Here is a 23,612-nt window from a genome sequence, read left to right on the forward strand (position 1 = left end):
CAGCTGCGTGCATACCTGTTCAGCCCCGTCTACGGCACGCATCGTGGCACGATGAATCGCATCTGCGTCGATGCCATATAGCAACTGATAACGTATCGCTTTCATCTGAGACCAGGGCCGCCAGAGATCTCGCCAGTGAGGGTCGTGCCGCTCTACGCCTGCCAGTATGAGATCGGGATCCGCCGCGATCACCGCTTCGATATTCACGCGCGGTGCAACCTCTGGACGACTGGCAAAGATATTTCCACCGCCACACAGCTGGATAATCTGATCGATGAGCTGACTGTTATTGGCGGTAATCAGCGGCTGGTGCCAAAGCTGATAAAACACCCGGAGCGGCGTCTGGGACTGGTGTTTTTCACGTAGTACCCTTATCCGCTGTTCCAGGTCTGTTGCGGCCTGCTCTGCCCCGTTATTCCGCCCTGTCACCGCCCCCAGCCTACGCAGAGCACTGGCGATCTCAGCAAAGCTATCAGGGGATTCACGTAACACTGGAATGCCGAGTGATTCGATTCGTTCCAATTGTGATCCGGGAGAACCGTCAATCCATGCGACCACCAGATCGGGCTGCAAAGACAAAATACGCTCTATATTCAAGTTAGCGTAATCGCCCACACGCGGGAGGTGCTTTGCTGCCTCAGGATAATCTGAATATGAGACAGCCCCCACCAGCAGATCACCCGCTCCGATAGCGTAGAGGTTTTCTGTCACGTGAGGCGCTAAACTGACCACCCGACTGGCGGGTTGCGGCAGGATCAGAGCCTGCCCCTGGTCATCGACAACGCTGATCTCGCTCAATACACTGCCAGAAATAAACATCAGCCAAAGACTGAAGAAAACATTTAACATGTATTTTTTATGCACATTATGAAATAATGCGGCATCAAAGCTGAAAGTCAGGGCAGCAACATGACTGAAAGCAGCGGTTGGCATAGCGTTACCGTTCAAATGGCAGGATTGCCAGCAGTATACCACCGCCTTAAACTTCGCGGAGACAGCATTCATGATCTCAATTAATGAGCCACGCAAAAGCCCACCTTTTGCGATGTTCAATTTAGGCTTCCGTCCATTTTTTCTCTTAGGTGCAATCGCTGCGGTTGTTCTACTAGGTATCTGGCTGGTGTTCTACAGCAGCGGCATGAGCGTGCAGTATTACAGCAACACGATGTACTGGCATGCACACGAAATGATTTTTGGTTTTACGCTGGCGATCATCGGTGGGTTTCTGCTCACCGCGGTCCGTAACTGGACCAATGTACAGACCCCTTACGGCAAACCTCTGATGCTGATCACCGCCGTCTGGCTCATTGCCCGCTTTATGCCCTTTATTCCAGAACTGCCGGAATGGCTCATCGCCGCCGTCGATCTGGCATTTGCACCGGTTGTTGCGGTGGGAATCGCCATACCGATCCTCCGGTCAGCCAACTACAGAAACTTGCTATTTATTCCTATTCTGGCCGCATTTTTTATCGCTAACCTCATGGTCCATCTGGAGATGCTGGGTATCACGGAAAACACCGCACTCAAGGGCCTCCACGTAGCGCTGTATTTGGTATTGCTGGTCATCACTGTGATTGGCGGTCGCGTCATTCCCTTCTTCACCGAACGGGGTGTGGAAGGTGTGACATGCACACGCTATGCGTGGGTTGAAAAGTCGATCATCCCAGCGACGGCGATCTGGTTGGCAGTGACGCTGAGCGGTTTTACCACTTTGATTAGCATCGCTTCAGTGATCGTCTGTGTACTGAGTTTCGTACGCTTATACGGTTGGTTCAGCCCGGCAATTGTCAAAAATCCGTTGGTGTGGATTTTACAGCTGGGCTATCTCTTTATCCCGGTGGGCTTTGCGCTCACGGCACTCGCTTCAGCAGGATTGGTCAGCAGCTCAATTGCAATTCACAGCTTCGCGGTAGGTGGCATTGGCCTGATCACTCTTGGCATGATGGCTCGCGTCTCCCTTGGTCATACCGGACGCCCTCTTGCCGTAACCCCAATGATTGTAGCGGCCTTTATCCTGATGACACTGGCTGCGGTGATTCGTGTTTCTATCACCCATCTGCCCATCCCGTATCTGGCTGGGTTACATTTGTCAGGTACTCTGTGGATGCTGGCATGGATACTGTTCCTGATCCGTTATTTGCCCATTCTGATTAAACCGCGTGCTGATGGCCTCTTCGGCTAACACCCAATCACTGCAGATACAAAAAAGCCTGTCACAAAGACAGGCTTTTTTTGCGGTTCAACTCATTACTTCTTCAGATCAACCACCACACGGCCACGTATCTGACCATTTACAATCCGATTAGCGTAATCGTCAACCTGATCCAGCGAGATCAATTCAGAGATTTCACCCAGTGCAGAATCAGGCAACTGACGCTGCAGACGGCCCCAGGCTTCCTGTCGACGTGCAACCGGACACATCACGGAATCTACGCCCTGCAAACGCACGTTACGCAGAATAAATGGCATAACCGTGGTTGGCAGTTTAAAGCCACCAGCCAGACCACAGGCCGCCACGACACCACTGTAGTTCATTTCTGCCAGTACACGCGCCAGAATGGCGTCACCCACGGTATCGATAGCGCCCGCCCAACGCTGACGTTCCAGCGGACGACTTTTCTCGGCCATCTCTTCCCGGGTCAGAATCATGGTTGCACCCAGCTCGCGCAGATACGCTTCAGTTTCCGGACGTCCTGTGACTGCCGCCACGTCGTACCCCAATCCAGCCAGAATACTTACCGCAACACTGCCGACACCGCCTGCGGCACCTGTAACAATAACCGGGCCACTGGTTGGCAATACGCCACCATCTTCCAGCGCCATGACACATAACATCGCCGTCAGACCGGCGGTACCGATCTCCATGGTTTTCCGCGGCTCCATGCCTTCAGGCAGATGCACCAGCCATTCAGGTTTCATACGGGCCATCTGGGAGTAGCCACCCCAGTAGTTTTCGCCAACGCCCCACCCCGTCATCACAACCTTGTCACCTGCGTGGTAATCGTCGGATGCTGACTCCACGACCGTACCAACCAGATCGATACCTGGCACCATGGGGAAGTTACGAATGATCTTTCCGGTACCGGTCACTGCCAGACCGTCTTTGTAGTTCAGGGACGAGTAATCGACCTCAACCAGCACATCTTCAGCCGGCAATGCATCCAGCTCCAGCGACTCCACAGCGGAAACCGTTTTACCTTCGACCTCATTCAGCACTAATGCTTTGAACATCACTTCGCCCTCGATCATTAAGTTAATTTGTCTTACAAATATAAATTAATAAAAATTCAAGTCAACGCTTTCTTACGTTAGAATAGTCTCTGATCAACTATTCAGTATCGGAGAGCACTCCTTTGAGCTTTGAGGTAGAACCGGTAAATCGCAGCAGCCTATCCAGTCAGATTGCCGATCAACTGCAGGAAGCGATCCTTGATGGAACGCTGAAAGCCGATGATCGCTTACCCACAGAAGATGAGTTATCCAAGCGATATCAAGTATCCCGCCCAACGATCCGTGAAGCTTTAAAACGCCTCGCGGCAAAAAACCTGGTCCGCTCAAAGCGCGGCCCCACCGGCGGTACATTTGTAACCAAACCTTCAGTCGCCCAACTCAGTGATAGCCTGACCAGTGCAGCAACAATGCTGGTCAGCCTCAAAGAGGTAGATCTGGACGAAATTAACGCTGCCCGTCTCGAACTGGAAAGCACCTGCTGTCGTCTGGCCGCGACATACCGCAGCGAAAACCAGCTTAGCGCCCTGACTCACGAGCTGAAAGTCCAGGAAGATGAACGTATCACCGCAGAAGATTTCTGCGCTTCAGACGTTCGCTTCCACCGAATCATTGCCGATGCCAGTGGTAATCGGATGCTCGCCTTTGTGATGTATGCCGTCATCGAAGCGTTGCAGCCCGTTGCCAATATGATCGCTTACCGATTTCGCGAGCGTACGGTCATCATTGATCATCACCGGCGTATATTGGAGGCTATCCAGCAACAGGATGCCGATCTTGCATGCGCTATTCTGAAGGAACAAATTGAGTATCTGGCTGCACGTCATCAAGACGCACAGGACTGGCGCGCGGGCAAAGGCGACTAATCGCTTATACCCATGATCTGGCGCAAACAGCACAATACTGCACATACGGGGCATATGGGCTTTCAGCACTGATTGCTATATCCTTGTCACAGGTTTTATGACACTTTTCTGACCCCCTTTCAGACTAGAAGGAGCACTCGTGGACGCAAGCAGTACTGTATGGATCATCGCCGTTGTAGCACTAATCGTGGGCACTTTGATTGGTTATTTGCTGGGACGTTCTGGCGGCAATGACAATCGTCAGCTAGAGCTGATTGAGCAGCTGGACGAAACTCAACGTGAACTGGCGGAATACAAAGAGAAGGTCACAACACACTTTGAAGAGACTGCCGATCTGGTGAGCAGCCTGACCGATAGCTACAAAGCGGTTCATCTGCATCTGGCGAAAAGCTCTGTTGAACTGTGCAGCAGTGACGTTGCGACCCGTACGCTGGAAGAAGCTGCTCAGCCACGCCTGACCGCAGAACCTGAAGAAGCTGTTGTAGCAGATGCTACAGCGTCCGAAACGTCTGAAGAGAGCAATGGCTCAATGGAAGCGCCACTGGATTACGCACCGAAAAAACCAGACGAAGAAGGTACATTGTCTGAAACCTTCGGTCTGAAAGAAGGTGAAAAGGAGGGTGAAGAAACCCCTGCTGATCCGGCTGACTTCGCAGAGAAAAAAGAAGATAACAAAACTGAAGAAACGACTAAATCAGCCTGAATGATTACTCGTTTATCCAGTACAAAAAACCGGCTCATATAGGCCGGTTTTTTATGCCTAAACACTGCGCTGATCAGACCGGGTTATCAATATCCACAAACATCTGCTCAATACCAAACGTTTGGGCCAGCTCTTCACCTAGCGCTTTCGCGCCAAAGCGCTCTGTCGCATGATGCCCGGCAGCGATGTAGTGAACGCCATTCTCACGCGCACTATGCACCGTGGGTTCTGAAATCTCACCCGACAAATATGCATCTAATCCAAGATCAATGGCTTTCTCGATATAGCCTTGTGCACCACCAGTACACAAACCAATGGTCGTAATTCGATGCTCACCACCCGCGATAAGCATGGGCGGACGCTTTAAAACCTGACTCACGCGATCCCCCAACTCCTGCAAGCTCATTGGCACATCGAACCTGCCCGTCAGCCCAATACTGAGAGGATTGCCCTCCTCTAGGCCGCCCGTGACAGTAATTCCCAGTAATTTGGCCAAAACCGCGTTATTGCCAATGTCCGGATGCGCATCCAGCGGCAGATGATAACCCAGCAGATTAATATCGTGTTGCAGTAAGGTCTTAATACGCCGCTGCTTCATTCCGGTAATACAGGGATTTTCCCCTTTCCAGAAATATCCGTGGTGTACCAATATCGCATCAGCATCCCACGCGACAGCAGCGTCAATCAGCGCCTGCGACGCCGTCACACCTGTCACAATACGACTCACCTGCTCACACCCTTCAACCTGCAATCCATTTGGCGCATAGTCGCGAAAACGCTCCGGCGTAAGCCTTTGGTCCAGATAGTTGACCAGTTCTTTCCTACTTATCGACATATAATCCTGATTCAGATTCACATAACCATTGTTATCTTCGTATAATTCAAGAATCCCGTTAAACCTTCAACCCCGAGACAATGCGAAGATTCTCTTTTTTACTATGGCCCGTCGTCACCGGCATATTCGCAGCGATTGTTCTGCTGCAATTTTTTCCGGACCTGTTTGCCCCTAAGGTTAACACGGTGGAGATCCGCCAGACGGATAAGCCCGCCCTGCAACCCGCTGGCGCTCGAGGCCAGGGACCTGTGTCGTATGCAGATGCGGTAAACATTGCTGCACCTGCCGTCGTAAACATCTATACCCGGACGTTGGTAAAACAAAAAAAACCTCTCGCTGATGACCCGTTTTACCGCAACTTCCTGGACCAACGCGATACTCCACAGCGGCAACGCATCGAATCCAGCTTAGGTTCTGGCGTCATTCTTAGCCCACAAGGTTATATTGCGACCAACAACCATGTCATCGAAGGTGCGGATAGTATTGTTGTCGCACTGAAAGATGGCAGAGAAGCCATGGCCTCATTGATCGGCAACGATCCGGAAACTGACCTTGCAGTCCTGAAGATTGACCTGGAAGGCGTACCAAGCATCACGCTCACGGACTCAGATAACATCCAGGTTGGCGATGTGACACTGGCGATAGGCAATCCGTTTGGCGTTGGCCAGACAGTCACCATGGGCATCATCAGTGCGATAGGACGCAATAGCCTGGGCCTGAATACCTATGAAGACTTTATCCAGACAGATGCCGCCATTAATCCGGGCAACTCAGGCGGTGCATTGATCGATGCTTACGGTAACCTGATTGGCATCAATACCGTCATTTATACAAAATCGGGTGGCTCTCAGGGCATCGGATTTGCAATCCCATCCAACCTGACAAAACAGGTTATGCAGGATTTGATCCAGCATGGACGGGTCATCCGCGGCTGGCTGGGTATCGAAGTGCAGGAACTCACTCCCCAATTAGCCGAGTCGTTTGGCATGTCTGATACCCGCGGCCTTATTATCGCCGGTATTTTTCGAAACGGACCTGCCCATCAGGCGGGGATTCAACCCGGGGATATCATGATTGCGATCAACGATAAACCGATTCGCGATCGTCGGACATCCATGGATCAGATAGCCAAATATAAACCGGGTGACGAGATTAGCATTGATGTCATTCGAAACGACCAGCAACTGTCTCTGACAGTGCAAATCTTTGAACGACCACGCAGCCGCAGCTGATATGACATAGATAAATTCAGACAAATAAAAAAGGCTCCATCAGGGAGCCTTTTTTATTTGTCGATCACCCAGTCGCGATCAATCTTTCTTGATACGGTATTCAGCAGAACGGGCATGCGCTGTCAGGCTTTCTCCGCGCGCCAGTACAGACGCCACTTTACCCATCTCTGAAGCACCCTCTGCTGAGAACATAATCAGTGATGAGCGCTTCTGGAAATCGTATACACCCAGAGGCGAAGAAAAGCGTGCGGTACCGGATGTTGGCAGGACATGGTTGGGGCCAGCACAGTAATCACCCAGCGCTTCCGCGGTATAACGCCCCATGAAAATTGCACCCGCATGGCGTACCTTCGGCACCAGTGCTTCGGGATCTTCAACCGATAACTCAAGATGCTCCGGCGCGATGCGATTGGTCACTTCCATCGCTTCGTCCATGTCCTGCACTTTAATCAGCGCAGCACGCTCACGCAAAGAGACATCGATAATCGATTTTCGCTCCATCGTTGGCAGCAGCTTATTAATGCTCGCTTCCACTGCACTAATAAAATCAGCGTCGGGAGAAACAAGAATAGACTGCGCATCTTCATCATGCTCTGCCTGCGAAAACAGATCCATTGCGATCCAATCAGGGTCAGTCTTGCCATCACAGACAACAAGAATTTCAGATGGACCTGCGATCATATCGATGCCAACAGCACCAAACACCGCACGCTTAGCCGTTGCAACAAAGATATTGCCAGGACCGACGATCTTATCCACTTTAGGTACAGTTTCAGTACCGTAGGCCAGAGCAGCAACCGCTTGCGCGCCCCCCACACAGAAGACACGATCAACACCCGCCAGCGCAGCAGCAGCCAATACCAGCTCGTTCACCTCACCATCTGGCGTCGGCACGACCATAATAATCTCAGCCACACCCGCAACTTTTGCCGGCATGGCGTTCATCAGGACTGACGATGGGTAGGATGCCTTACCACCCGGCACATACAAACCAACACGATCCATCGGGGTCACTTTCTGGCCCAGCATGGTGCCGTCAGCTTCGGAGTACTGCCAAGACTCACCTTTCTGGCGTTCGTGATAACCACGCACACGCTCAGCGGCCGTTTCCAGCGCCTGGCGCTGCTCAGCTGGCAGATTGTCGAGAGCATTGTGCAAACGCTCCTGACTCATCTCCAGCTCAGCCATAGACTCAACCTGCAGACGATCAAAACGGTTGGTATATTCAACCACTGCCGCATCGCCTTCGGCTTTCACACGCGCCAGAATCTCATCAACAATCTGATTGACCTTACCATCAGATACAGATTCCCACGCTAAAAGACGGTCCAGCTCTGTTGCAAAGTTATCCTGCTGAGAGTCCAGACGGGTAATACTCAGGTCATTCATGCTGATGCCTCCGCCTCTCTGGCATCAACGGCAGCCGCCAGCTTATCCAGTATCGGCTGAATCTGTTTGTGCTTCATCTTCATCGATGCCTGCCCAACAACCAGACGGGAACTGATATCATCGTCGATCGATTCCATCGGTTCCAAGCCATTTGCTCGCAGCGTATTACCAGTATCAACAATATCAACGATACGATCAGCCAAGCCCATAATCGGTGCCAGCTCCATCGCGCCGTACAATTTGATGATATCAACCTGTACACCCTGCTTAGCAAAGTAATCACGGGTGATATTGACGAACTTGGACGCCACTTTCATACGGCCTTCAACCGCAGGCGCCCCCTTCATACCGGCAACCATCAGCCTGCAGCGGGCAATCTTCAGGTCCAACGGTTCATACAAGCCTTTAGCACCATGTTCTAGCAACACATCTTTACCGGCGATTCCCATATCCGCACCACCATACTCAACATACGTTGGCACGTCGGTCGCACGAATCACCACAAACTTGATATGCTCATGGTTCGTATCAAAGATAAGCTTACGGCTACTGAAGATATCCTCAGCCGGAACAATATCAGCCGCTGCCAACAGTGGCAGGGTCTCTTTGAGGATACGCCCTTTGGACAGCGCGATGGTCAGTTGCTGCTTCATGCTACTCTCAATACCTGTATTTAACCTGGCACACGCTTGATACGCGCACCCAATAACTGCAATTTCTCTTCAATACACTCGTAACCACGATCGATGTGATAAATACGATCGATCACCGTGTCACCGTCACTCACCAATGCAGCAATCACCAAACTAGCCGATGCGCGAAGATCGGTTGCCATAACAGGCGCGGCCTGCAGTACCTCAACCCCCTCAGTTACAGCAGTGTTGCCGTCGATGGAGATCTTTGCACCCATGCGGATCATCTCCTGCATGTGCATAAAGCGATTCTCAAACACGGTTTCCTTGATACGACTCACCCCTTCAGCAACCACATTCATCGCAGCAAACTGTGCCTGCATGTCCGTTGGGAACGCAGGATAAGGGGCTGTTGTAATATTAACTGCTTTAGGGCGCTTACCGTGCATGTCCAACGCGATCCAGTCATCGCCGGAGGTAATTTCTGCACCCGCTTCAGTCAACTTCTGCAATACTGCATCCAGCGTGGTCGGATCAGTGTTTTTAACCTTAACACTGCCACCCGTTGCAGCCGCCGCAGCCAGGAACGTACCCGTTTCAATACGATCCGGTAACACGTCGTAACAACAGCTATGAAGGCTTTCAACGCCATTCACAACAATAGTATCAGTTCCCGCGCCCTGAATATCAGCACCCATGGCGTTCAGGCAGTTTGCCAGATCAACCACTTCAGGTTCGCGTGCTACATTTTCCAGTATTGACTGACCTTCTGCCAACGCAGCAGCCATCAGAATATTCTCGGTGCCTGTCACAGATATCACATCGAAGAATATTCGGGCCCCCTTCAAGCGGCCATTACTTTTAGCACGGATGTATCCGGCCTCAACCAGTACCTCAGCGCCCATCGCCCGCAGACCGTGAATATGCATATCCACAGGGCGAGAACCAATTGCACAACCGCCTGGTAGCGAGACTTCAGCCTCGCCAAAATGCGCCAACAGCGGCCCCAGTACCAGAATGGAAGCGCGCATGGTTTTAACCAGCTCATATGGCGCAACCGTTTCTGTCAGAGTGCCCGCGTTGATTTCAACGCGCATTTTTTCATCCATCACCAGATCGACACCCATGCGACGTAGTAACTCAAGCATGGTGGTGATGTCGTGCAAATGGGGAAGATTGCCAATCTTAATCGGCTCTTTTGATAGCAGAGTCGCAGCTAGAATAGGCAGGGCAGAGTTTTTCGCACCGGAGATTTTCACCTCGCCGTGCAACGGCGTGCCGCCTGAAATAATCAGTTTATCCATTGACTTACCTGAAGCTCATTGGAAGGTTATTTTTGCAGCGCGTCCCACTGCTCGGGAGTGTAGGTCTTGATGGTTAGTGCGTGGATTGTGCCGTCAGCGATGTACTCATTCAGACATCCGTAAACCAACTGCTGTTTCTTTACCGGGCGCAGGCCATCAAACAGCCCCCCGACAACAGTCACCTGAAAATCACACCCTTCACCGGCAGTATATGCGGTACAGCCTTCAAGTTTAGACTCGATGATCTGTTTGACGTCTTCAGCTTGCATTTCATACTCCAACTGGCGAACTATGCAACGTGTTCAAATAAACGCGAAATCATACCGGATTGAAACAAAAAAGGCGATCTGTCAGATCGCCTTCTAATGTGTATTCAACTAGCTGAAGCATTGCTCCAGCCCTACTAATCCGGCAATGGACTGCATCTCGGATGGGACATTAACCGGTTTCAACGTCAGCCCTAATAACTCAGCACGGCGCATTGAGCACAGCCACAATGACAGCGCTGAACTATCAACCCGGCTGACGCCGGAAAAATCAACAGCAACCTCACCAGACATTTCACCAAGCAACTGATCGACTTTTTCACGAATTGCAGTGATATCCGAAAACTTCAACACACCGGATAACTGCAATGCCATGTCACCAGCACGCTCGACCTTCCACTCAGCCATTGCTGGCGCCTTTATCCGGATCGATCTGCTCTTTCCACATAGTAACGGTGCGCGACACGTTACCACGAGACTTCTGTGCCAAATCTGCAAACTGATTTTTGAAGGTCAGTCGCAAGTTCACGCCATCCAGGTTCACGTTCACCAAGCGCCACTCGCCTGCTTTCTTACGCATGTAGTAGACCAGAGTAAACTTAGTTCCGGCACTGGAGGTGACTTCAACAGTAACGATCTGCTTGTCCGGCTTAGGACTTTTCGTCTTCGCAGGAACAACTTCATAACCTTTAATATCAAAGCCAACAATGGCTTTAGCATAGGTTTTTAGCAACGTGGTACGAAATACACCCGCAAACTCGGTCCGATCATCAGCCGAAGCCTTGCGGTAATACTTACCCATAACCAGCTTGGAGATATAAGGAAAGTCCACTACCGGATCCAGCAACGTATCAATTTCAGATACCAGCGCAGAAAACCGCGTTTCCTCACGGAAGCTTGAATCTTCCATCAAACTGAGCATTTTGCCAGTCGCATTTTCGACAACCTGACTCGCCTCCTCCCAGGAAGCCATTGCAGGTAAAGAGATCGTCAGCATAAATGCTGTAAAAAGTACTGCTACTTTGCTTACAAGCTGCTTAAACATAGAAAAACCTTTATTCTGAAACTTCGTTGAACAGGAACTTACCAATCAAATCTTCAAGCACCAAGGCTGACTGGGTATCCTCGAAGAAATCGCCATCTTGCAGAAACTCCTCCTCTGCACCTGCGACTACGCCAATATATTTTTCTCCAAGCAACCCAGCGGTCAGTATAGATGCAGAACTGTCGATCGACAGGAAATCCACATCCTTGGCAATTTCCATCTCCACCAGAGCCTGCAGAGCATCAGAATCCAGACGAATATCCGTCACCTGACCGATTAACACCCCTGACATAGTGACCTTAGATCGCTCAGTAAGCCCGCCGATATTCTCAAAGCGCGCGTAGACACGATAAGTTCCTTTGCTCTCAAGATTAAGACCACTGACGTTTACCGCCAGCATTAACAAAGCCACCAACCCCATCAATAGGAAAGCACCCACTCCTATCTCCAAGACTCGGATACGCATACTATAAATCTCCAAACATTAATGCAGTCAGAACAAAGTCCAGTGCCAATACCGATAACGAGGCATAAACCACCGTTTTGGTTGTGGCATCACTAATCCCTTCCGACGTTGGAACACAGTCATATCCCTGAAATACCGCTATCCAGGTTACGACAAAACCAAACACCACGGCCTTAATCAGGCCATTTAAGATATCCTCAGAAAAGTCCACCGAGTTTTGCATATTCGACCAAAACGACCCCTCGTAGATACCCAGCCACTCGATACCCACCAGCGCACCACCAAATATCCCCACCAGAGAGAAAATAGTCGCCAACACCGGCAAACAGATAAAGCCAGCCCACAACCGTGGCGCAACAATACGCCGTAATGGGTCAACCCCGATCATCTCCAGACTAGAAAGCTGCTCAGTGGCTTTCATCAAACCAATCTCTGCCGTAAGCGCAGAGCCTGCCCGTCCAGCAAACAACAGCGCCGTTACGACGGGCGCAAGCTCCCGCACCAAGCTCAGAGCCACCATCTGCCCGACGGCTTGTTCAGACCCGTAGTCCACCAGAATCGTATAGCCCTGAAGCCCCAATACCATACCGATAAACAAGCCTGAGACCACGATAATGATGAGTGACAACACACCCACAAAGTGGATTTGCTTAATCACCAACGGCAGCATCATCGCCGGCTGCGGGCGCGCAATCAGCGACTGCATCAAGATAATGCCTGCTGATCCGAACGCTTCGAGCTTTTTCAGCCCTTTATGCCCAACCCGGGCAAGTAAATCCAGCATACTCAGCTGTCCTGCAACAGTTCAGACTGATAATCCCCGGCCGGGAAATGAAACGGCACAGGCCCATCAGGTAATCCCTGAATAAATTGGCGTACTTTCAATGAAGACGCATTGTTGATCTCTTCAGGCGTCCCTCTGGCAACAACCTCAGCATCTGAAATCAAGTAAATGTAGTCAGCAATCGCCAGCGTTTCCTGAATATCATGGGATACGATAATACTGGTATGACCCAGCGCTCTATTGAGTCGACGAATTAAGTTCACCAACACTCCCATTGCGATCGGGTCCTGACCAGTAAATGGCTCATCATACATAACGAATTCAGGGTCCAGCGCAATCGCACGCGCCAGCGCTACACGTCGCGCCATGCCTCCGGACAACTCACTCGGCATCAGGTCTCGCGCACCCCGTAATCCCACAGCATGCAACTTCATCAACACAACATCACGTATCATCTCTTCTGAGAGATCCGTATGCACCCTCATCGGAAATGCAACGTTCTCGTAGACACTGATATCAGTAAAAAGTGCTCCGCTCTGAAACAACATCCCCATACGCGACCGCATCTTGAACAGCTCACGACGGTTCAGGCGCGGAACATCCTTCCCATCCACGAGAATAGAACCGCTGTCCGGCATCAACTGCCCGCCGATCAAGCGTAATAACGTCGTTTTCCCGGTACCTGAGGGGCCCATAATGGCGGTAATTTTCCCACGTGGCACCTGGATATCCACGTTGTTATATATCGCCCGTTCCCCACGCGAAAAACTGAGTTTTTGTATGTCAATGATGACGTCGTCGAAGCTATCCATAGGCTCTATAGATGTAGGGAGTTGTGGCTAGTTCCTTCCTTGCCAACATTTTTTATCAAATGCTGTCGTTCGATAGACTGGAGGAGCATTACCGTGATTCAAAAGGCCGCGAATTATACCACCGCCCACCTTAAAGCTGAACACTAAATAATTTTGCTCAATGCAATAGATTATTCCATTGAGCGCTTCTATCAGCGTTTAATCAAACCACGCATTCTGTTTTAATAGCCCCCTCTATTTACTGGCAACGAGATGCACAATGCTGTACCCAACACTCGCAATCATTACAGGCTTGGTTTTACTAGTATGGAGCGCAGACCGGTTTGTAATCGGCGCAGCTGCAACCGCCCGTAACTTCGGCATGTCACCGATGCTCATCGGTCTGACCATCGTATCCTTCGGCACCTCTGCACCAGAGATACTGGTTTCCTACATGGCCTCCATCAATGACGCAGGAGAGCTTGCAGTCGGCAATGCATTAGGCTCCAACATCGCCAACATTGCTTTAGTATTAGGTATTACAGCCATTATCGCCCCACTTCCGGTTAAATCCGGCGTATTGCGTAAAGAACTTCCATTACTGCTTGCTGTCACTGTTTTTGCAGGCATGCTGCTTCTGGATCTCCAGCTCACGCTGGTCGACAGTGTTATTTTGCTGTCCATGCTGGCGCTCAGTTTGTATCTTTTCCAACGTTTTCAACGCAACGCTTCACCGGAAGAAAGCGCCAACGAAGAGGAAGAGTTACCCGAACTAAAAACGGGTAATGCTGTTTTCTGGCTGATTCTAGGGCTTGTTATTCTGGCTGGGAGCTCCCGCCTGCTGGTCTGGGGGGCGACTGAAGTAGCCTTGGCATTAGGCGTTAGCGAGCTGATCATTGGCCTCACTATCGTCGCCATTGGAACCAGCCTGCCTGAATTGGCGGCGTCGGTTGCCAGTGCCCTTAAAGGACATCATGACCTGGCCATTGGCAACGTGGTCGGTTCCAATATATTCAACCTTGTAGCGGTTATGGCCGTTCCGGGGTTTATTGCACCGCTAGCGATCGATAGTATCGTTTTAATCAGGGATTACAGCGTTATGCTGGGTCTGACCGTTGCATTGATCGCTTTCGGTTTGATTCAGAAACCACCAAAGATCAATCGATATGAAGGCATCCTACTGACTGCGCTGTATGCAGGTTATCTGGTACTGCTATACAATATGACCGTTTAATTCCGGGCACCGAGAAAAAGATGACCAAAAAAGCTGACTTCCTGGCGTCTGCGCGCCGCACCATCCAGCTGGAAACCGAAGCTGTAAAAGACCTAGAAAATCATCTGGACGGTGACTTTCAACATGCCTGCGAATTGATGAGCCAATGCACCGGTCGCATCATTGTTACCGGCATGGGCAAGTCAGGCCATATCGGCCGTAAGATAGCGGCAACCCTTGCTAGCACAGGCACCCCTGCTTTTTTTGTACATCCGGGTGAAGCCAGCCATGGCGATTTGGGGATGTTCACATCTGAAGACGTGGTGCTGGCACTATCAAACTCTGGTGAGACGGCAGAAATCGTGACCATTTTGCCACTGATCAAGCGGATGAACGCTCCACTCATCAGCATGACCGCTAAACCGGACTCCAATCTCTCCCGAGCGGCGGATGCCAATTTACATATAGGCGTGGAAAAAGAGGCCTGTCCACTCAATCTGGCCCCTACGTCCAGCACGACCGCGCAACTGGTCATGGGTGATGCATTAGCGATTGCATTGCTGGAAACCAAAGGCTTTAGCAAAGAAGACTTTGCCTTTTCCCACCCTGGCGGCAGCCTTGGCAGGCAACTGTTGTTAAAGGTAGAAGACGTCATGCACAGTGGTGACGATGTACCTTGTGTAATAGAAGGCACATCGCTGCACAATGCACTTTTCGAAGTCACCGAGAAACGCCTGGGTATGACCGCAGTATTGAATAAAGCCGGCGTTGTTACCGGAGTCTTTACTGACGGAGACTTGCGTCGAGCACTAGACCACGAAGTCAATTTGAAGGGCACGCCTATTGAGCAGGTGATGACCGTTGACTGCACCACAATCCGAGCCGACATTCTGGCTGCAGAGTGCCTTCAAATTATGGAAAGCAAACAAATCAATGCGTTGCTGGTTGTCGATGACGAAAACAAACCTATTGGCGCGCTGAATATGCATGACCTGCTTAAAGCAGGCGTACTCTGATACAGCCCCGACAAACCAACAGAATTTGGAGCAGACCAGATGAACTGGTGCCAGGACCTAACTGACGAACAAGCCACGAAACTTCAGGATGTTAAACTGGCGGTATTCGACGTTGACGGTATTTTGACCAATGGACAGCTGTTATTCCTTCCAGATGGCCAGGAAGTGAAACAGTTTAATACCCTGGATGGGCTTGGCATTAAGCTTTTACAGAAAGCCGGTATTGAAACAGCCATCATTACAGGCCGACGCTCCTCTCAGGTTGAACTTCGCGCTCGCTCGCTGGGCATCACCTATCTGGAGCAAGGCCGCGAAGATAAACTGACCGCACTGAAAGAGCTATGGCAAAAAAGCGGACACAATGCAGAAACAACCGCGTATATCGGTGATGACCTGCCAGATCTTTCGGCTATTCGCGCGGTGACGTTTGGAGCCACCGTGCCCAACGGCCACCCTCTGGTTCAACAACATGCTGACTGGTGCACATTACGTCGCGGCGGCGAAGGAGCCGGTCGTGAATTCTGCGAAAAGATCCTTGCTGCCCAGGACAAACTTGAACAGGTATGGGAGCCATACCTCTAGTGTCTACCGCCCGCACTCGCCTGATTATTGCTGCGCTTCTGCTTGGCCCCGTACTGCTTTACTGGGGCTTAGGTATTGCACCTAGCGAAAGAAGCCGCCCCCCACAAGCGCTACAACAAGGCGAAGACTACTTTGCAACCGATACCCGCACACGGGTATTTGATGACCAAGGCATGCTCGAGCAAACATTCTCCACTCCTCGCCTGGATCACTATCCCGACCGGGCTGAGAGCGAGCTCACAACTCCTGAGATCATTCTTTACGGGACAGACGGCTCAGTAACGACGACAACGGCTAAACATGGCACCCTGCCGGATGACCGGATTAAAGCCTTGCTCAGTGGAGATGTTCGCGTTAAAGACAGTACCAGTTCCGGGGTTGTAACCCTGGTTCTGACCGAGACACTAACGCTTTACCCCGATACAAAGCTGGCTGAAACGGATGAACCAGTCACCATCCTTTCTGACAACGTTCGCTACGACGCTACCGGTATGACAGCCTCGTTCGAGAATAAAACACTTAAGTTGTTATCAAACGTACAGGGATTGCATGAGAATGAAGACTAAATTTCTGGCACTGATGGTTGCAACGCTGCTCAGCGCCACGGCCAACGCGCTACCGGAAGACCGAGAGAAGCCTATTCACGTCAGCGCTGACAGTGCGTCGATTGATGAACGGACCGGTCGAACCGTCTATGTTGGTGACGTAAAAATCACTCAGGGTACCCTGCTAATCGAAGCTGACCGGGTAGAAATGGAGCGAGGCAAAGAAGGCGTTGAGCTGGTTACCGCGTACGGCAATCAAGCCCACTTCCGCCAAAAGCCCGATACCGATAAGCCATATACCGACGCCTGGGGCGATACGATTATCTACAAAGTAGAGAAAGAACACCTCACACTTCAGAAAAACGCTAAAGTTATCAGCGACAAAGATACATTTACTGGTAGCCGCATACTCTACAACCTCAAAACTTCAGTTGTAGACGCGTATAGTGATGGCAAAGATGGCAGTAGCGGCCGGGTAGAGATGATCATCCAGCCCAAAAAAGATAAGGACGCTCAATGAGTAAGCTGCAAGCAACGCATCTTGCCAAAAGTTATAAAGGCCGCGAGGTCATCAAAGATGTATCCCTATCGATTAAAAGTGGTGAAATTGTTGGCCTGCTAGGGCCCAACGGCGCAGGCAAAACCACCTGTTTCTATATGATCGTTGGCTTGGTACGTGCTGATCGCGGACAGGTACTGATCGACGAAAAAGAGATCACTCGCCTGCCGATGCATGGACGTGCTCGCTGCGGTATCGGCTACCTGCCACAGGAAGCCTCGATCTTCCGCAAGATGAGTGTCCGGAACAATCTATTAGCCATTTTAGAAACACGACATGATCTGGACAAAAAGCAGCGCGAAACAAAAATGTTCGAGTTGCTCGAAGAGTTCCACATCACCCATATTATTGACAGCTTAGGCATGAGTTTATCCGGCGGCGAACGCCGACGCGTTGAAATCGCCCGAGCACTGGCCACCGAACCTTCGTTCATCCTGCTAGATGAACCGTTTGCGGGTGTCGACCCTATCTCTGTTAACGATATAAAAAGTACGATTAAGCATTTGCAAAGCAAGGGCATTGGCATCCTGATCACCGACCACAATGTTCGGGAAACGCTGGATATCTGTGAGAAAGCGTATATCGTGAGTGAAGGAACAATCCTCGCAAGTGGCGCTCCGGATGCTATTATGCAGAATAACGCTGTACGTGCAGCCTATCTGGGTGATACGTTTCAACTGTAAGTCATTATTCAAGCTGAACTTTTCTTTAACGCAGCACAGGTTTCTATCGAGTAGTTATGAAGCAAGCGCTACAACTCAAAATTGGCCAGCAACTCACCATGACGCCTCAGCTCCAGCAGGCGATCAGGTTGCTGCAGCTATCGACACTGGACCTGCAACAGGAGATTCAGGAAGCGCTTGAAAACAATCCGATGCTGGATGTTAATGAGGAAGGCGACACCGACACCCCGGCAAGTGAAGAAAAAAACACGCCGGACTCAGCCTCAGATACAACCCCGGATTCCGAAGTGACAGCTCACGCGGAACAGGAGCATACAGAAGAAGCTCAAGTTGCCGACGATAACTGGAATGATGAGATCCCCGCCGAACTCAGTACCGACAGCAGCTGGGATGACACCTTTCAGAGTTCAGCTCCAGGCAGTAGCCGAGACGACTCTGAAGGCACCTTCGAATCCAATGACACCGCAGAAGAAACGCTACAGGATCACCTCCACTGGCAACTGAACCTGACGCCTATGAGCGATCAGGATCGGTTAATTGCGACCAGTCTGATCGATGGTATCAACCCCGATGGCTACCTCACGGTTACACTTGAAGATATCCACGAACATCTGCGTCAACAGGATGGCATCGAGGAATTAGATCTGGATGAAGTCGAAGCAGTGCTGCGACGCATTCAACAATTTGATCCTCCTGGTGTATGCGCACGAGATCTCAGCGACTGCCTCGCAATTCAGTTGGAGCAACTCCCGGATGACACTGCGTGGAAAAAGCAGGCGCTGACAGTCGTCAGAAATTACCTGAAGTTACTTGGTAGCCACGATTACCGTCAACTGATGCGTAAAGCGAGGCTCAAAGAACCTCAGTTGCAGCAGGTCAGTCTGCTCATCCAGCAGCTGAATCCAAAACCCGGCGCATCAATTACCTCCAGTACCGCTGAATACGTGATACCGGATGTCATTGTCACTAAACAGCGCGGTATCTGGACGGTCAACCTTAACCCGGAAGTATCACCCCGCCTGAGAATCAATTCCGGCTATGCCGATCTGGTACGCAGGGCTGATAACAGCGCCGATAACAACTACCTGAAAAGCAACCTTCAGGAAGCGCGCTGGTTTATAAAGAGCTTGCAGAGCCGCAACGAAACCCTGATGAAAGTCGCAAACGAAATCGTTAAACGACAGGAAGGTTTTCTCGAGCACGGTGAGGAAGGGATGAAACCCATGGTACTGCATGACATCGCAGAAGCCGTTGAAATGCACGAATCAACCATCTCCCGTGTCACGACACAAAAGTACATGCACACCCCGAGAGGGATTTTTGAGCTGAAGTACTTCTTCTCCAGCCACGTAAACACCAACGATGGTGGAGCCGCCTCCTCTACGGCAATCCGAGCGCTGATTAAAAAACTGGTTGCCGCTGAAAATCCGGCAAAACCGTTAAGTGATAATAAGATCGCACAATTTCTGGACGAACAGGGATTTAAAGTAGCCCGACGTACAATTGCGAAATATCGGGAGGCAATGAGCATTCCGCCTTCTAATGAACGCAAGCGTCTGGTTTAATGGAAACGGAAACACAGGACGAATACAGTCACTGCCAATAGGAGAGACCTATGCAGATTAATATTACTGGCCATCATGTCGAACTGACTGAATCTATGAGTAATTATGTGCACTCCAAGTTTGAAAAACTGGGACGGCATTTTGACAATATCACCAACGTCCAGGTGACACTCAGCGTCGACAAAAAACGTCAGAAAGCAGAAGGTGATCTTCACCTTGCCGGCGGACAGATCTTTGCTGCTCACGAACATGATGATATGTACGCCTCTATCGACGGTCTTGTCGATAAACTGGACCGTCAGATCATTAAGCACAAAGAAAAACTCAAAAAACACAAATAAGTCATATCATTCTCAACACACCCTATGTTGATTCAAGAGCTACTGACGCCCTCGAGAACCCTATGCGGCTTCGAGGGCGGAAGCAAAAAACGTGTACTGGAAAAAACCAGTCAGCTAATCGCCGAGCAAAATCCCGGTCTGGAAGCTGATACTGTATTCTCAGGACTACTCGGCAGGGAGCGTCTAGGCAGCACCGGTATCGGTGATGGCGTGGCAATCCCCCACTGCCGGCTACAAGACTGTCAGAACGCCTTGGGCTACCTGATCACACTGGACTCACCGATTGATTTTGACTCAATTGATGGCAAGCCCGTAGATCTGATCTTCACCCTTGTCGTACCGGAAGAAGCCTGTGACGAACATCTTCAGACGCTGGCTTCAGCTGCAGAGCTGTTTAGTCAGGAGTCGGTACGCAGTGCCCTACGTAATACCAGTGATGATGCCGCTCTGTATACCGTCATTTCTGATCTGGGCAATTAACGAAATACCTCATCACACAGGCAGGAGGGGACATGAAGCTTGTTGTTATCAGCGGCCGATCAGGATCTGGTAAAAGTACAGCGCTTCAGGCGTTAGAAGATATCGGCTTCTACTGCATCGACAATCTTCCTGCGACCCTGCTGCCCTCACTGGTTGCTCAGATGACCAGTGATCCGCAGCATCCAGAGCACATTGCGATCAGTATTGATGCACGCAATTTGCTGAGCAATCTGGCGCAGCTTCCCACCATTCTCGAAGCACTGAAAAAAGATGAGCAGGAAGCACACTACGAAGTGCTTTACCTTGATGCATCAGAAGCAACTCTGCTAAAGCGCTACAGTTCTACACGCCGTAAACACCCTCTATCAGACGATAATCGCGGCCTGCTGGAATCGATTCAGCTCGAACAGCAGCTACTCGAACCCATCGCTAAAATGGCCGATTTGCGCATCGACACAACACGTCTGAACCTATACGACCTGCGTGATACGGTTAAAAGTCGCATTGCCGACCGCAGTGATCAGTCACTTGCAGTGCAGTTTGAATCGTTTGGCTTTAAACACGGTGTACCGTTGGATGCCGATATTGTTTACGATGTCCGCGTCCTGCCCAACCCATATTGGATTCCTGAATTGCGTCAATACTCGGGTCTGGACCAGCCTGTGATCAACTTTTTATCTGAATCAGATCAGGTGCAGGAGATGCAGGACCACATTACCGAGTATCTGGAATGCTGGTTACCACGCTTCGCCGCCAACAATCGCAGCTACATTACAGTGGCCATAGGCTGTACGGGGGGGCATCATCGATCAGTCTACCTGGCGACCCGTTTAGCTTCTCATTTTGAAAAACTTATGGATAATGTCCATGTCCGCCATCGGGAACTGAAGTGACAGACCTAACGACATGATCGAAAAGAAACTAGAAATCATCAACAAACTGGGCCTTCACGCCCGTGCAGCTGCGAAACTCACCGGCGTAACCGGCCGCTTCTCCAGCGATATAAAAATCGCCAAGGAAGGACGCCAGGTCGACGGCAAGAGCATCATGTCCGTTATGATGCTGGCAGCCAGCATCGGTACCGAGCTGATATTTTGCATCGAAGGTGATGACGAACAGGATGCGATGCAAGCCATCGAATCACTGGTCAACAATCGCTTCGACGAAGAAGAATAGGACGCCTCCAACAGCCCTCTCTCTTCATCTTCCCTCGATCCACAACCCATCCTCAGTGTCAGAGCAGCCAGCCCTTTCACTACATAAGATTGTTTCAATCCAGCGCGGCAATCAGGCTGGTTTAAACCTCTGCTTTTGCTACACTCCCCCGCACATGGGTTATTCCCCTCGTCACAATCCGCTATAATTGGGACAGATTGGAGCCTACCCTGTTTATCCTCCGGATTATGAGTTAACGCAGCATGAGTACATCAGCGCAGAGAACACAGTTTGAAAAGCTTGCAGATGCGCTGGATAGTGGCGAATTCCAACAGATTCGTTTTGTCCTCAATCATAGCCTGCGCCCGGCAGAAGTTGCCCGCCTGATTGAAAAGTCCCCGCCTAAGGAACGACAGATTCTCTGGAATCTGATCAATACAGACCTGGAAGGTGAAGTCCTTCAGGACTTAGGGGATGACGTACAAGCGGAAATTCTAAGCCGAATGGACGCAGCAGAAGTATTGGCGATCACCGAATCGCTGGATACCGATGACATGGCTGACGTCATTCAGCAGCTGCCGAACACGGTCATGAAAGAGCTGCTGCGGATTATGGACAAACAAAACCGCAAACGCGTAGAGCAGGTTTTGTCCTATCCTGAGGATACTGCCGGTGGCCTGATGAACACCGATACGGTCACCATCAGACCCGACATCTCGGTAGAGACGGTAATGCGATATATGCGCCGTCACAAAGAGATACCGGAAATGACCGACAGCCTGATTGTTGTCAGCCGAAAGGATTCCTATATCGGAATTCTGCCACTGACGAAATTGCTGGTCTCAGATCCGAATATCACCGTACGCGAAATCATGGTGACCGAAATCGAGCCTATTTCGGCCACCATGCCCGACAATGAAGTGGCCGTACTGTTCGAACAGCATGACCTGGTCTCCGCCCCGGTTATTGATGACGACGGTCGCCTGCTGGGCCGTATTACCATCGATGATGTCGTTGACGTCATCCGTGAAGACGCGGATCACTCACTGATGAGCATGGCCGGTCTGGACGAAGATGAAGATACCTTTGCGCCCGTCATGAAAACCACCCGTCGGCGTGCGCTGTGGCTGGGGATCAATCTGATCACCGCCTTTGTCGCATCAGCCGTGATTGGATTATTTGAAGAGACGATCGATAAGGTCGTTGCACTGGCCGTTCTTATGCCTATCGTGGCATCGATGGGTGGGATTGCTGGCTCTCAAACATTAACACTGGTGATTCGTGGTCAGGCTTTGGGGCATGTGGAGAAGTCCAATGCTAACTGGCTTCTAAGCCGCGAAATGATCGTTGGTGCGATGAATGGCCTACTTTGGGCACTCGTCGTGGCTGCAGTAGCGATCGCCTGGTTCCAAGATACAACAATAGGCATTATTATCGCTCTGTCGATTGTGATTAATCTTATTGCAGGCGCGATGGCGGGTACCTTATTACCCCTTGGGCTCAAAGCCGTCGGTATCGACCCTGCCCTTGCTGGCAGCGTCCTGCTTACAACAATTACCGATGTGGTTGGATTCTTTACGTTTCTGGGTCTGGCCACCGTGTTTTATAGCTAATACTGGTTATCCATGGTTAACAACGAAGATTTTTCAAAAGACGATTCCTCAGAAGAGGAGTGGGTCAGTAAAACCCAAATTAAAAAAGAGATGCTCGAACTGCAGACGCTGGGGGAAAAGCTCAGCACCTTAACGGCAGAGCAGCTAAAAACCGTCCCGATGTCTGAACCCTTGCGCGCGGCAATTGAAGAGTGCAGTCGCATCAAACCTCGCAGCGGAGCGATGAAGCGCCACATGAACTATGTGGGACGCCTCATGCGCACCGAAGATGCGGAAGAGATTGAACAGGCAATGGGACGCTTTGAAGCGGGTAGCCAAG

The 23,612-nt window shown here is 50.8% G+C and carries 29 protein-coding genes; 17 read left to right on the plus strand and 12 right to left on the minus strand.

What is annotated here, in order from left to right:
- Window positions 1-1,029: cobalamin-binding protein (locus tag ABYW01_RS01475; RefSeq protein ID WP_372830769.1), on the minus strand; the 1,029-nt coding region annotated here is incomplete at its 3' end.
- On the opposite strand from ABYW01_RS01475, the gene ABYW01_RS01480 reads away from it, so the two are divergent.
- Window positions 1,004-2,182: an NnrS family protein gene (locus ABYW01_RS01480; protein ID WP_372830770.1), complete on the plus strand. Its 1,179-nt coding sequence runs from the start codon at window positions 1,004-1,006 to the stop codon at window positions 2,180-2,182. The genes ABYW01_RS01475 and ABYW01_RS01480 overlap by 26 nt on opposite strands.
- Window positions 2,183-2,247: 65 nt before the next feature.
- Here the strand turns inward: ABYW01_RS01480 and ABYW01_RS01485 are convergent, their stop codons facing one another.
- A complete protein-coding gene (locus ABYW01_RS01485; protein ID WP_372830798.1) occupies window positions 2,248-3,231 on the minus strand; it encodes an MDR family oxidoreductase in 984 nt (327 codons plus the stop codon).
- Window positions 3,232-3,353: 122 nt separating this feature from the next.
- On the opposite strand from ABYW01_RS01485, the gene ABYW01_RS01490 reads away from it, so the two are divergent.
- Together ABYW01_RS01490 and ABYW01_RS01495 are read left to right on the plus strand one after the other, a co-directional pair.
- Window positions 3,354-4,094, plus strand: a complete 741-nt coding sequence (locus tag ABYW01_RS01490; RefSeq protein WP_372830771.1) for a FadR/GntR family transcriptional regulator — start codon at window positions 3,354-3,356, stop codon at window positions 4,092-4,094.
- Between the two features lie 139 nt (window positions 4,095-4,233).
- Window positions 4,234-4,797 carry a YhcB family protein gene (locus ABYW01_RS01495; protein WP_372830772.1) on the plus strand — a complete coding sequence of 188 codons (564 nt, stop codon included), beginning with the start codon at window positions 4,234-4,236 and terminating at the stop codon, window positions 4,795-4,797.
- A 73-nt stretch (window positions 4,798-4,870) separates the two neighbouring features.
- On the opposite strand, the gene ABYW01_RS01500 is transcribed toward ABYW01_RS01495, so the two are convergent.
- Window positions 4,871-5,632 (minus strand): Nif3-like dinuclear metal center hexameric protein, encoded by a 762-nt coding sequence (locus tag ABYW01_RS01500; RefSeq protein ID WP_372830773.1) that lies wholly within the window; start codon window positions 5,630-5,632, stop codon window positions 4,871-4,873.
- Between the two features lie 80 nt (window positions 5,633-5,712).
- On the opposite strand from ABYW01_RS01500, the gene ABYW01_RS01505 reads away from it, so the two are divergent.
- Window positions 5,713-6,864: a S1C family serine protease gene (locus ABYW01_RS01505; RefSeq protein ID WP_372830774.1), complete on the plus strand. Its 1,152-nt coding sequence runs from the start codon at window positions 5,713-5,715 to the stop codon at window positions 6,862-6,864.
- Window positions 6,865-6,942: 78 nt separating this feature from the next.
- Here ABYW01_RS01505 and hisD read toward each other — a convergent pair whose 3' ends face one another.
- The 9 genes from hisD to ABYW01_RS01550 all read right to left on the minus strand — a co-directional run bounded on the left by hisD (window position 6,943) and on the right by ABYW01_RS01550 (window position 13,562).
- Window positions 6,943-8,253, minus strand: coding sequence for a histidinol dehydrogenase (hisD, locus tag ABYW01_RS01510; RefSeq protein ID WP_372830775.1), 1,311 nt, complete (start codon window positions 8,251-8,253; stop codon window positions 6,943-6,945).
- Window positions 8,250-8,906: an ATP phosphoribosyltransferase gene (hisG, locus tag ABYW01_RS01515; protein WP_372830776.1), complete on the minus strand. Its 657-nt coding sequence runs from the start codon at window positions 8,904-8,906 to the stop codon at window positions 8,250-8,252. The genes hisD and hisG overlap by 4 nt, the downstream gene beginning before the upstream one ends.
- Before the next feature lie 20 nt (window positions 8,907-8,926).
- Window positions 8,927-10,189 carry a UDP-N-acetylglucosamine 1-carboxyvinyltransferase gene (gene murA / locus ABYW01_RS01520; protein WP_372830777.1) on the minus strand — a complete coding sequence of 421 codons (1,263 nt, stop codon included), beginning with the start codon at window positions 10,187-10,189 and terminating at the stop codon, window positions 8,927-8,929.
- Window positions 10,190-10,215: 26 nt separating this feature from the next.
- On the minus strand, window positions 10,216-10,458 hold the full coding sequence (locus ABYW01_RS01525; RefSeq protein ID WP_372830778.1) for a BolA family protein: 243 nt from the start codon (window positions 10,456-10,458) through the stop codon (window positions 10,216-10,218).
- 108 nt (window positions 10,459-10,566) lie between these two features.
- Window positions 10,567-10,863, minus strand: coding sequence for a lipid asymmetry maintenance protein MlaB (locus ABYW01_RS01530; protein WP_372830779.1), 297 nt, complete (start codon window positions 10,861-10,863; stop codon window positions 10,567-10,569).
- Window positions 10,856-11,500: a phospholipid-binding protein MlaC gene (locus ABYW01_RS01535; RefSeq protein ID WP_372830780.1), complete on the minus strand. Its 645-nt coding sequence runs from the start codon at window positions 11,498-11,500 to the stop codon at window positions 10,856-10,858. The genes ABYW01_RS01530 and ABYW01_RS01535 overlap by 8 nt, the downstream gene beginning before the upstream one ends.
- A 10-nt stretch (window positions 11,501-11,510) precedes the next feature.
- Window positions 11,511-11,966, minus strand: a complete 456-nt coding sequence (mlaD, locus tag ABYW01_RS01540) for an outer membrane lipid asymmetry maintenance protein MlaD (RefSeq protein ID WP_372830781.1) — start codon at window positions 11,964-11,966, stop codon at window positions 11,511-11,513.
- A 1-nt stretch (window position 11,967) separates the two neighbouring features.
- Window positions 11,968-12,750, minus strand: a complete 783-nt coding sequence (mlaE, locus tag ABYW01_RS01545) for a lipid asymmetry maintenance ABC transporter permease subunit MlaE (RefSeq protein WP_372830782.1) — start codon at window positions 12,748-12,750, stop codon at window positions 11,968-11,970.
- A gap of 2 nt (window positions 12,751-12,752) precedes the next feature.
- Window positions 12,753-13,562 carry an ATP-binding cassette domain-containing protein gene (locus ABYW01_RS01550; RefSeq protein ID WP_372830783.1) on the minus strand — a complete coding sequence of 270 codons (810 nt, stop codon included), beginning with the start codon at window positions 13,560-13,562 and terminating at the stop codon, window positions 12,753-12,755.
- A 259-nt stretch (window positions 13,563-13,821) separates the two neighbouring features.
- Between ABYW01_RS01550 and ABYW01_RS01555 the strand changes: the two genes are divergently transcribed.
- From ABYW01_RS01555 to yjgA, 13 genes are all read left to right on the plus strand, one after another.
- Entirely contained in the window at window positions 13,822-14,775 is a 954-nt protein-coding gene (locus ABYW01_RS01555; RefSeq protein WP_372830785.1) for a calcium/sodium antiporter, read from the plus strand.
- Window positions 14,776-14,795: 20 nt separating this feature from the next.
- Window positions 14,796-15,770 (plus strand): KpsF/GutQ family sugar-phosphate isomerase, encoded by a 975-nt coding sequence (locus tag ABYW01_RS01560; RefSeq protein WP_372830786.1) that lies wholly within the window; start codon window positions 14,796-14,798, stop codon window positions 15,768-15,770.
- A 39-nt stretch (window positions 15,771-15,809) separates the two neighbouring features.
- Window positions 15,810-16,352 carry a KdsC family phosphatase gene (locus tag ABYW01_RS01565; RefSeq protein WP_372830787.1) on the plus strand — a complete coding sequence of 181 codons (543 nt, stop codon included), beginning with the start codon at window positions 15,810-15,812 and terminating at the stop codon, window positions 16,350-16,352.
- Window positions 16,352-16,918 carry an LPS export ABC transporter periplasmic protein LptC gene (gene lptC / locus ABYW01_RS01570; protein WP_372830788.1) on the plus strand — a complete coding sequence of 189 codons (567 nt, stop codon included), beginning with the start codon at window positions 16,352-16,354 and terminating at the stop codon, window positions 16,916-16,918. The genes ABYW01_RS01565 and lptC overlap by 1 nt, the downstream gene beginning before the upstream one ends.
- Window positions 16,908-17,417 (plus strand): lipopolysaccharide transport periplasmic protein LptA, encoded by a 510-nt coding sequence (gene lptA, locus ABYW01_RS01575; protein WP_372830789.1) that lies wholly within the window; start codon window positions 16,908-16,910, stop codon window positions 17,415-17,417. Before lptC ends, lptA begins: the two co-directional genes overlap by 11 nt.
- Complete coding sequence (gene lptB / locus ABYW01_RS01580) at window positions 17,414-18,139, plus strand: LPS export ABC transporter ATP-binding protein (RefSeq protein WP_372830790.1); 726 nt, start codon at window positions 17,414-17,416, stop codon at window positions 18,137-18,139. The genes lptA and lptB overlap by 4 nt, the downstream gene beginning before the upstream one ends.
- Window positions 18,140-18,195: 56 nt before the next feature.
- Complete coding sequence (locus ABYW01_RS01585; protein WP_372830791.1) at window positions 18,196-19,704, plus strand: RNA polymerase factor sigma-54; 1,509 nt, start codon at window positions 18,196-18,198, stop codon at window positions 19,702-19,704.
- 50 nt (window positions 19,705-19,754) lie between these two features.
- On the plus strand, window positions 19,755-20,045 hold the full coding sequence (gene hpf, locus ABYW01_RS01590) for a ribosome hibernation-promoting factor, HPF/YfiA family (protein WP_193952839.1): 291 nt from the start codon (window positions 19,755-19,757) through the stop codon (window positions 20,043-20,045).
- A gap of 24 nt (window positions 20,046-20,069) precedes the next feature.
- Window positions 20,070-20,525, plus strand: a complete 456-nt coding sequence (gene ptsN / locus ABYW01_RS01595; RefSeq protein ID WP_372830792.1) for a PTS IIA-like nitrogen regulatory protein PtsN — start codon at window positions 20,070-20,072, stop codon at window positions 20,523-20,525.
- 32 nt (window positions 20,526-20,557) lie between these two features.
- Entirely contained in the window at window positions 20,558-21,418 is an 861-nt protein-coding gene (gene rapZ, locus ABYW01_RS01600) for an RNase adapter RapZ (RefSeq protein ID WP_372830793.1), read from the plus strand.
- 13 nt (window positions 21,419-21,431) lie between these two features.
- Complete coding sequence (locus ABYW01_RS01605) at window positions 21,432-21,701, plus strand: HPr family phosphocarrier protein (protein ID WP_372830794.1); 270 nt, start codon at window positions 21,432-21,434, stop codon at window positions 21,699-21,701.
- 242 nt (window positions 21,702-21,943) lie between these two features.
- Window positions 21,944-23,293 carry a magnesium transporter gene (gene mgtE, locus ABYW01_RS01610; protein WP_372830796.1) on the plus strand — a complete coding sequence of 450 codons (1,350 nt, stop codon included), beginning with the start codon at window positions 21,944-21,946 and terminating at the stop codon, window positions 23,291-23,293.
- Window positions 23,294-23,305: 12 nt separating this feature from the next.
- Window positions 23,306-23,612 (plus strand): ribosome biogenesis factor YjgA (gene yjgA, locus ABYW01_RS01615; RefSeq protein WP_372830797.1); only part of this gene is annotated, 307 nt, incomplete at its 3' end.

Origin of the sequence: Pontibacterium sp., from assembly GCF_041587635.1 — a bacterium.
In the GTDB taxonomy this organism is placed as follows: Bacteria; Pseudomonadota; Gammaproteobacteria; order Pseudomonadales; family Balneatricaceae; genus Pontibacterium.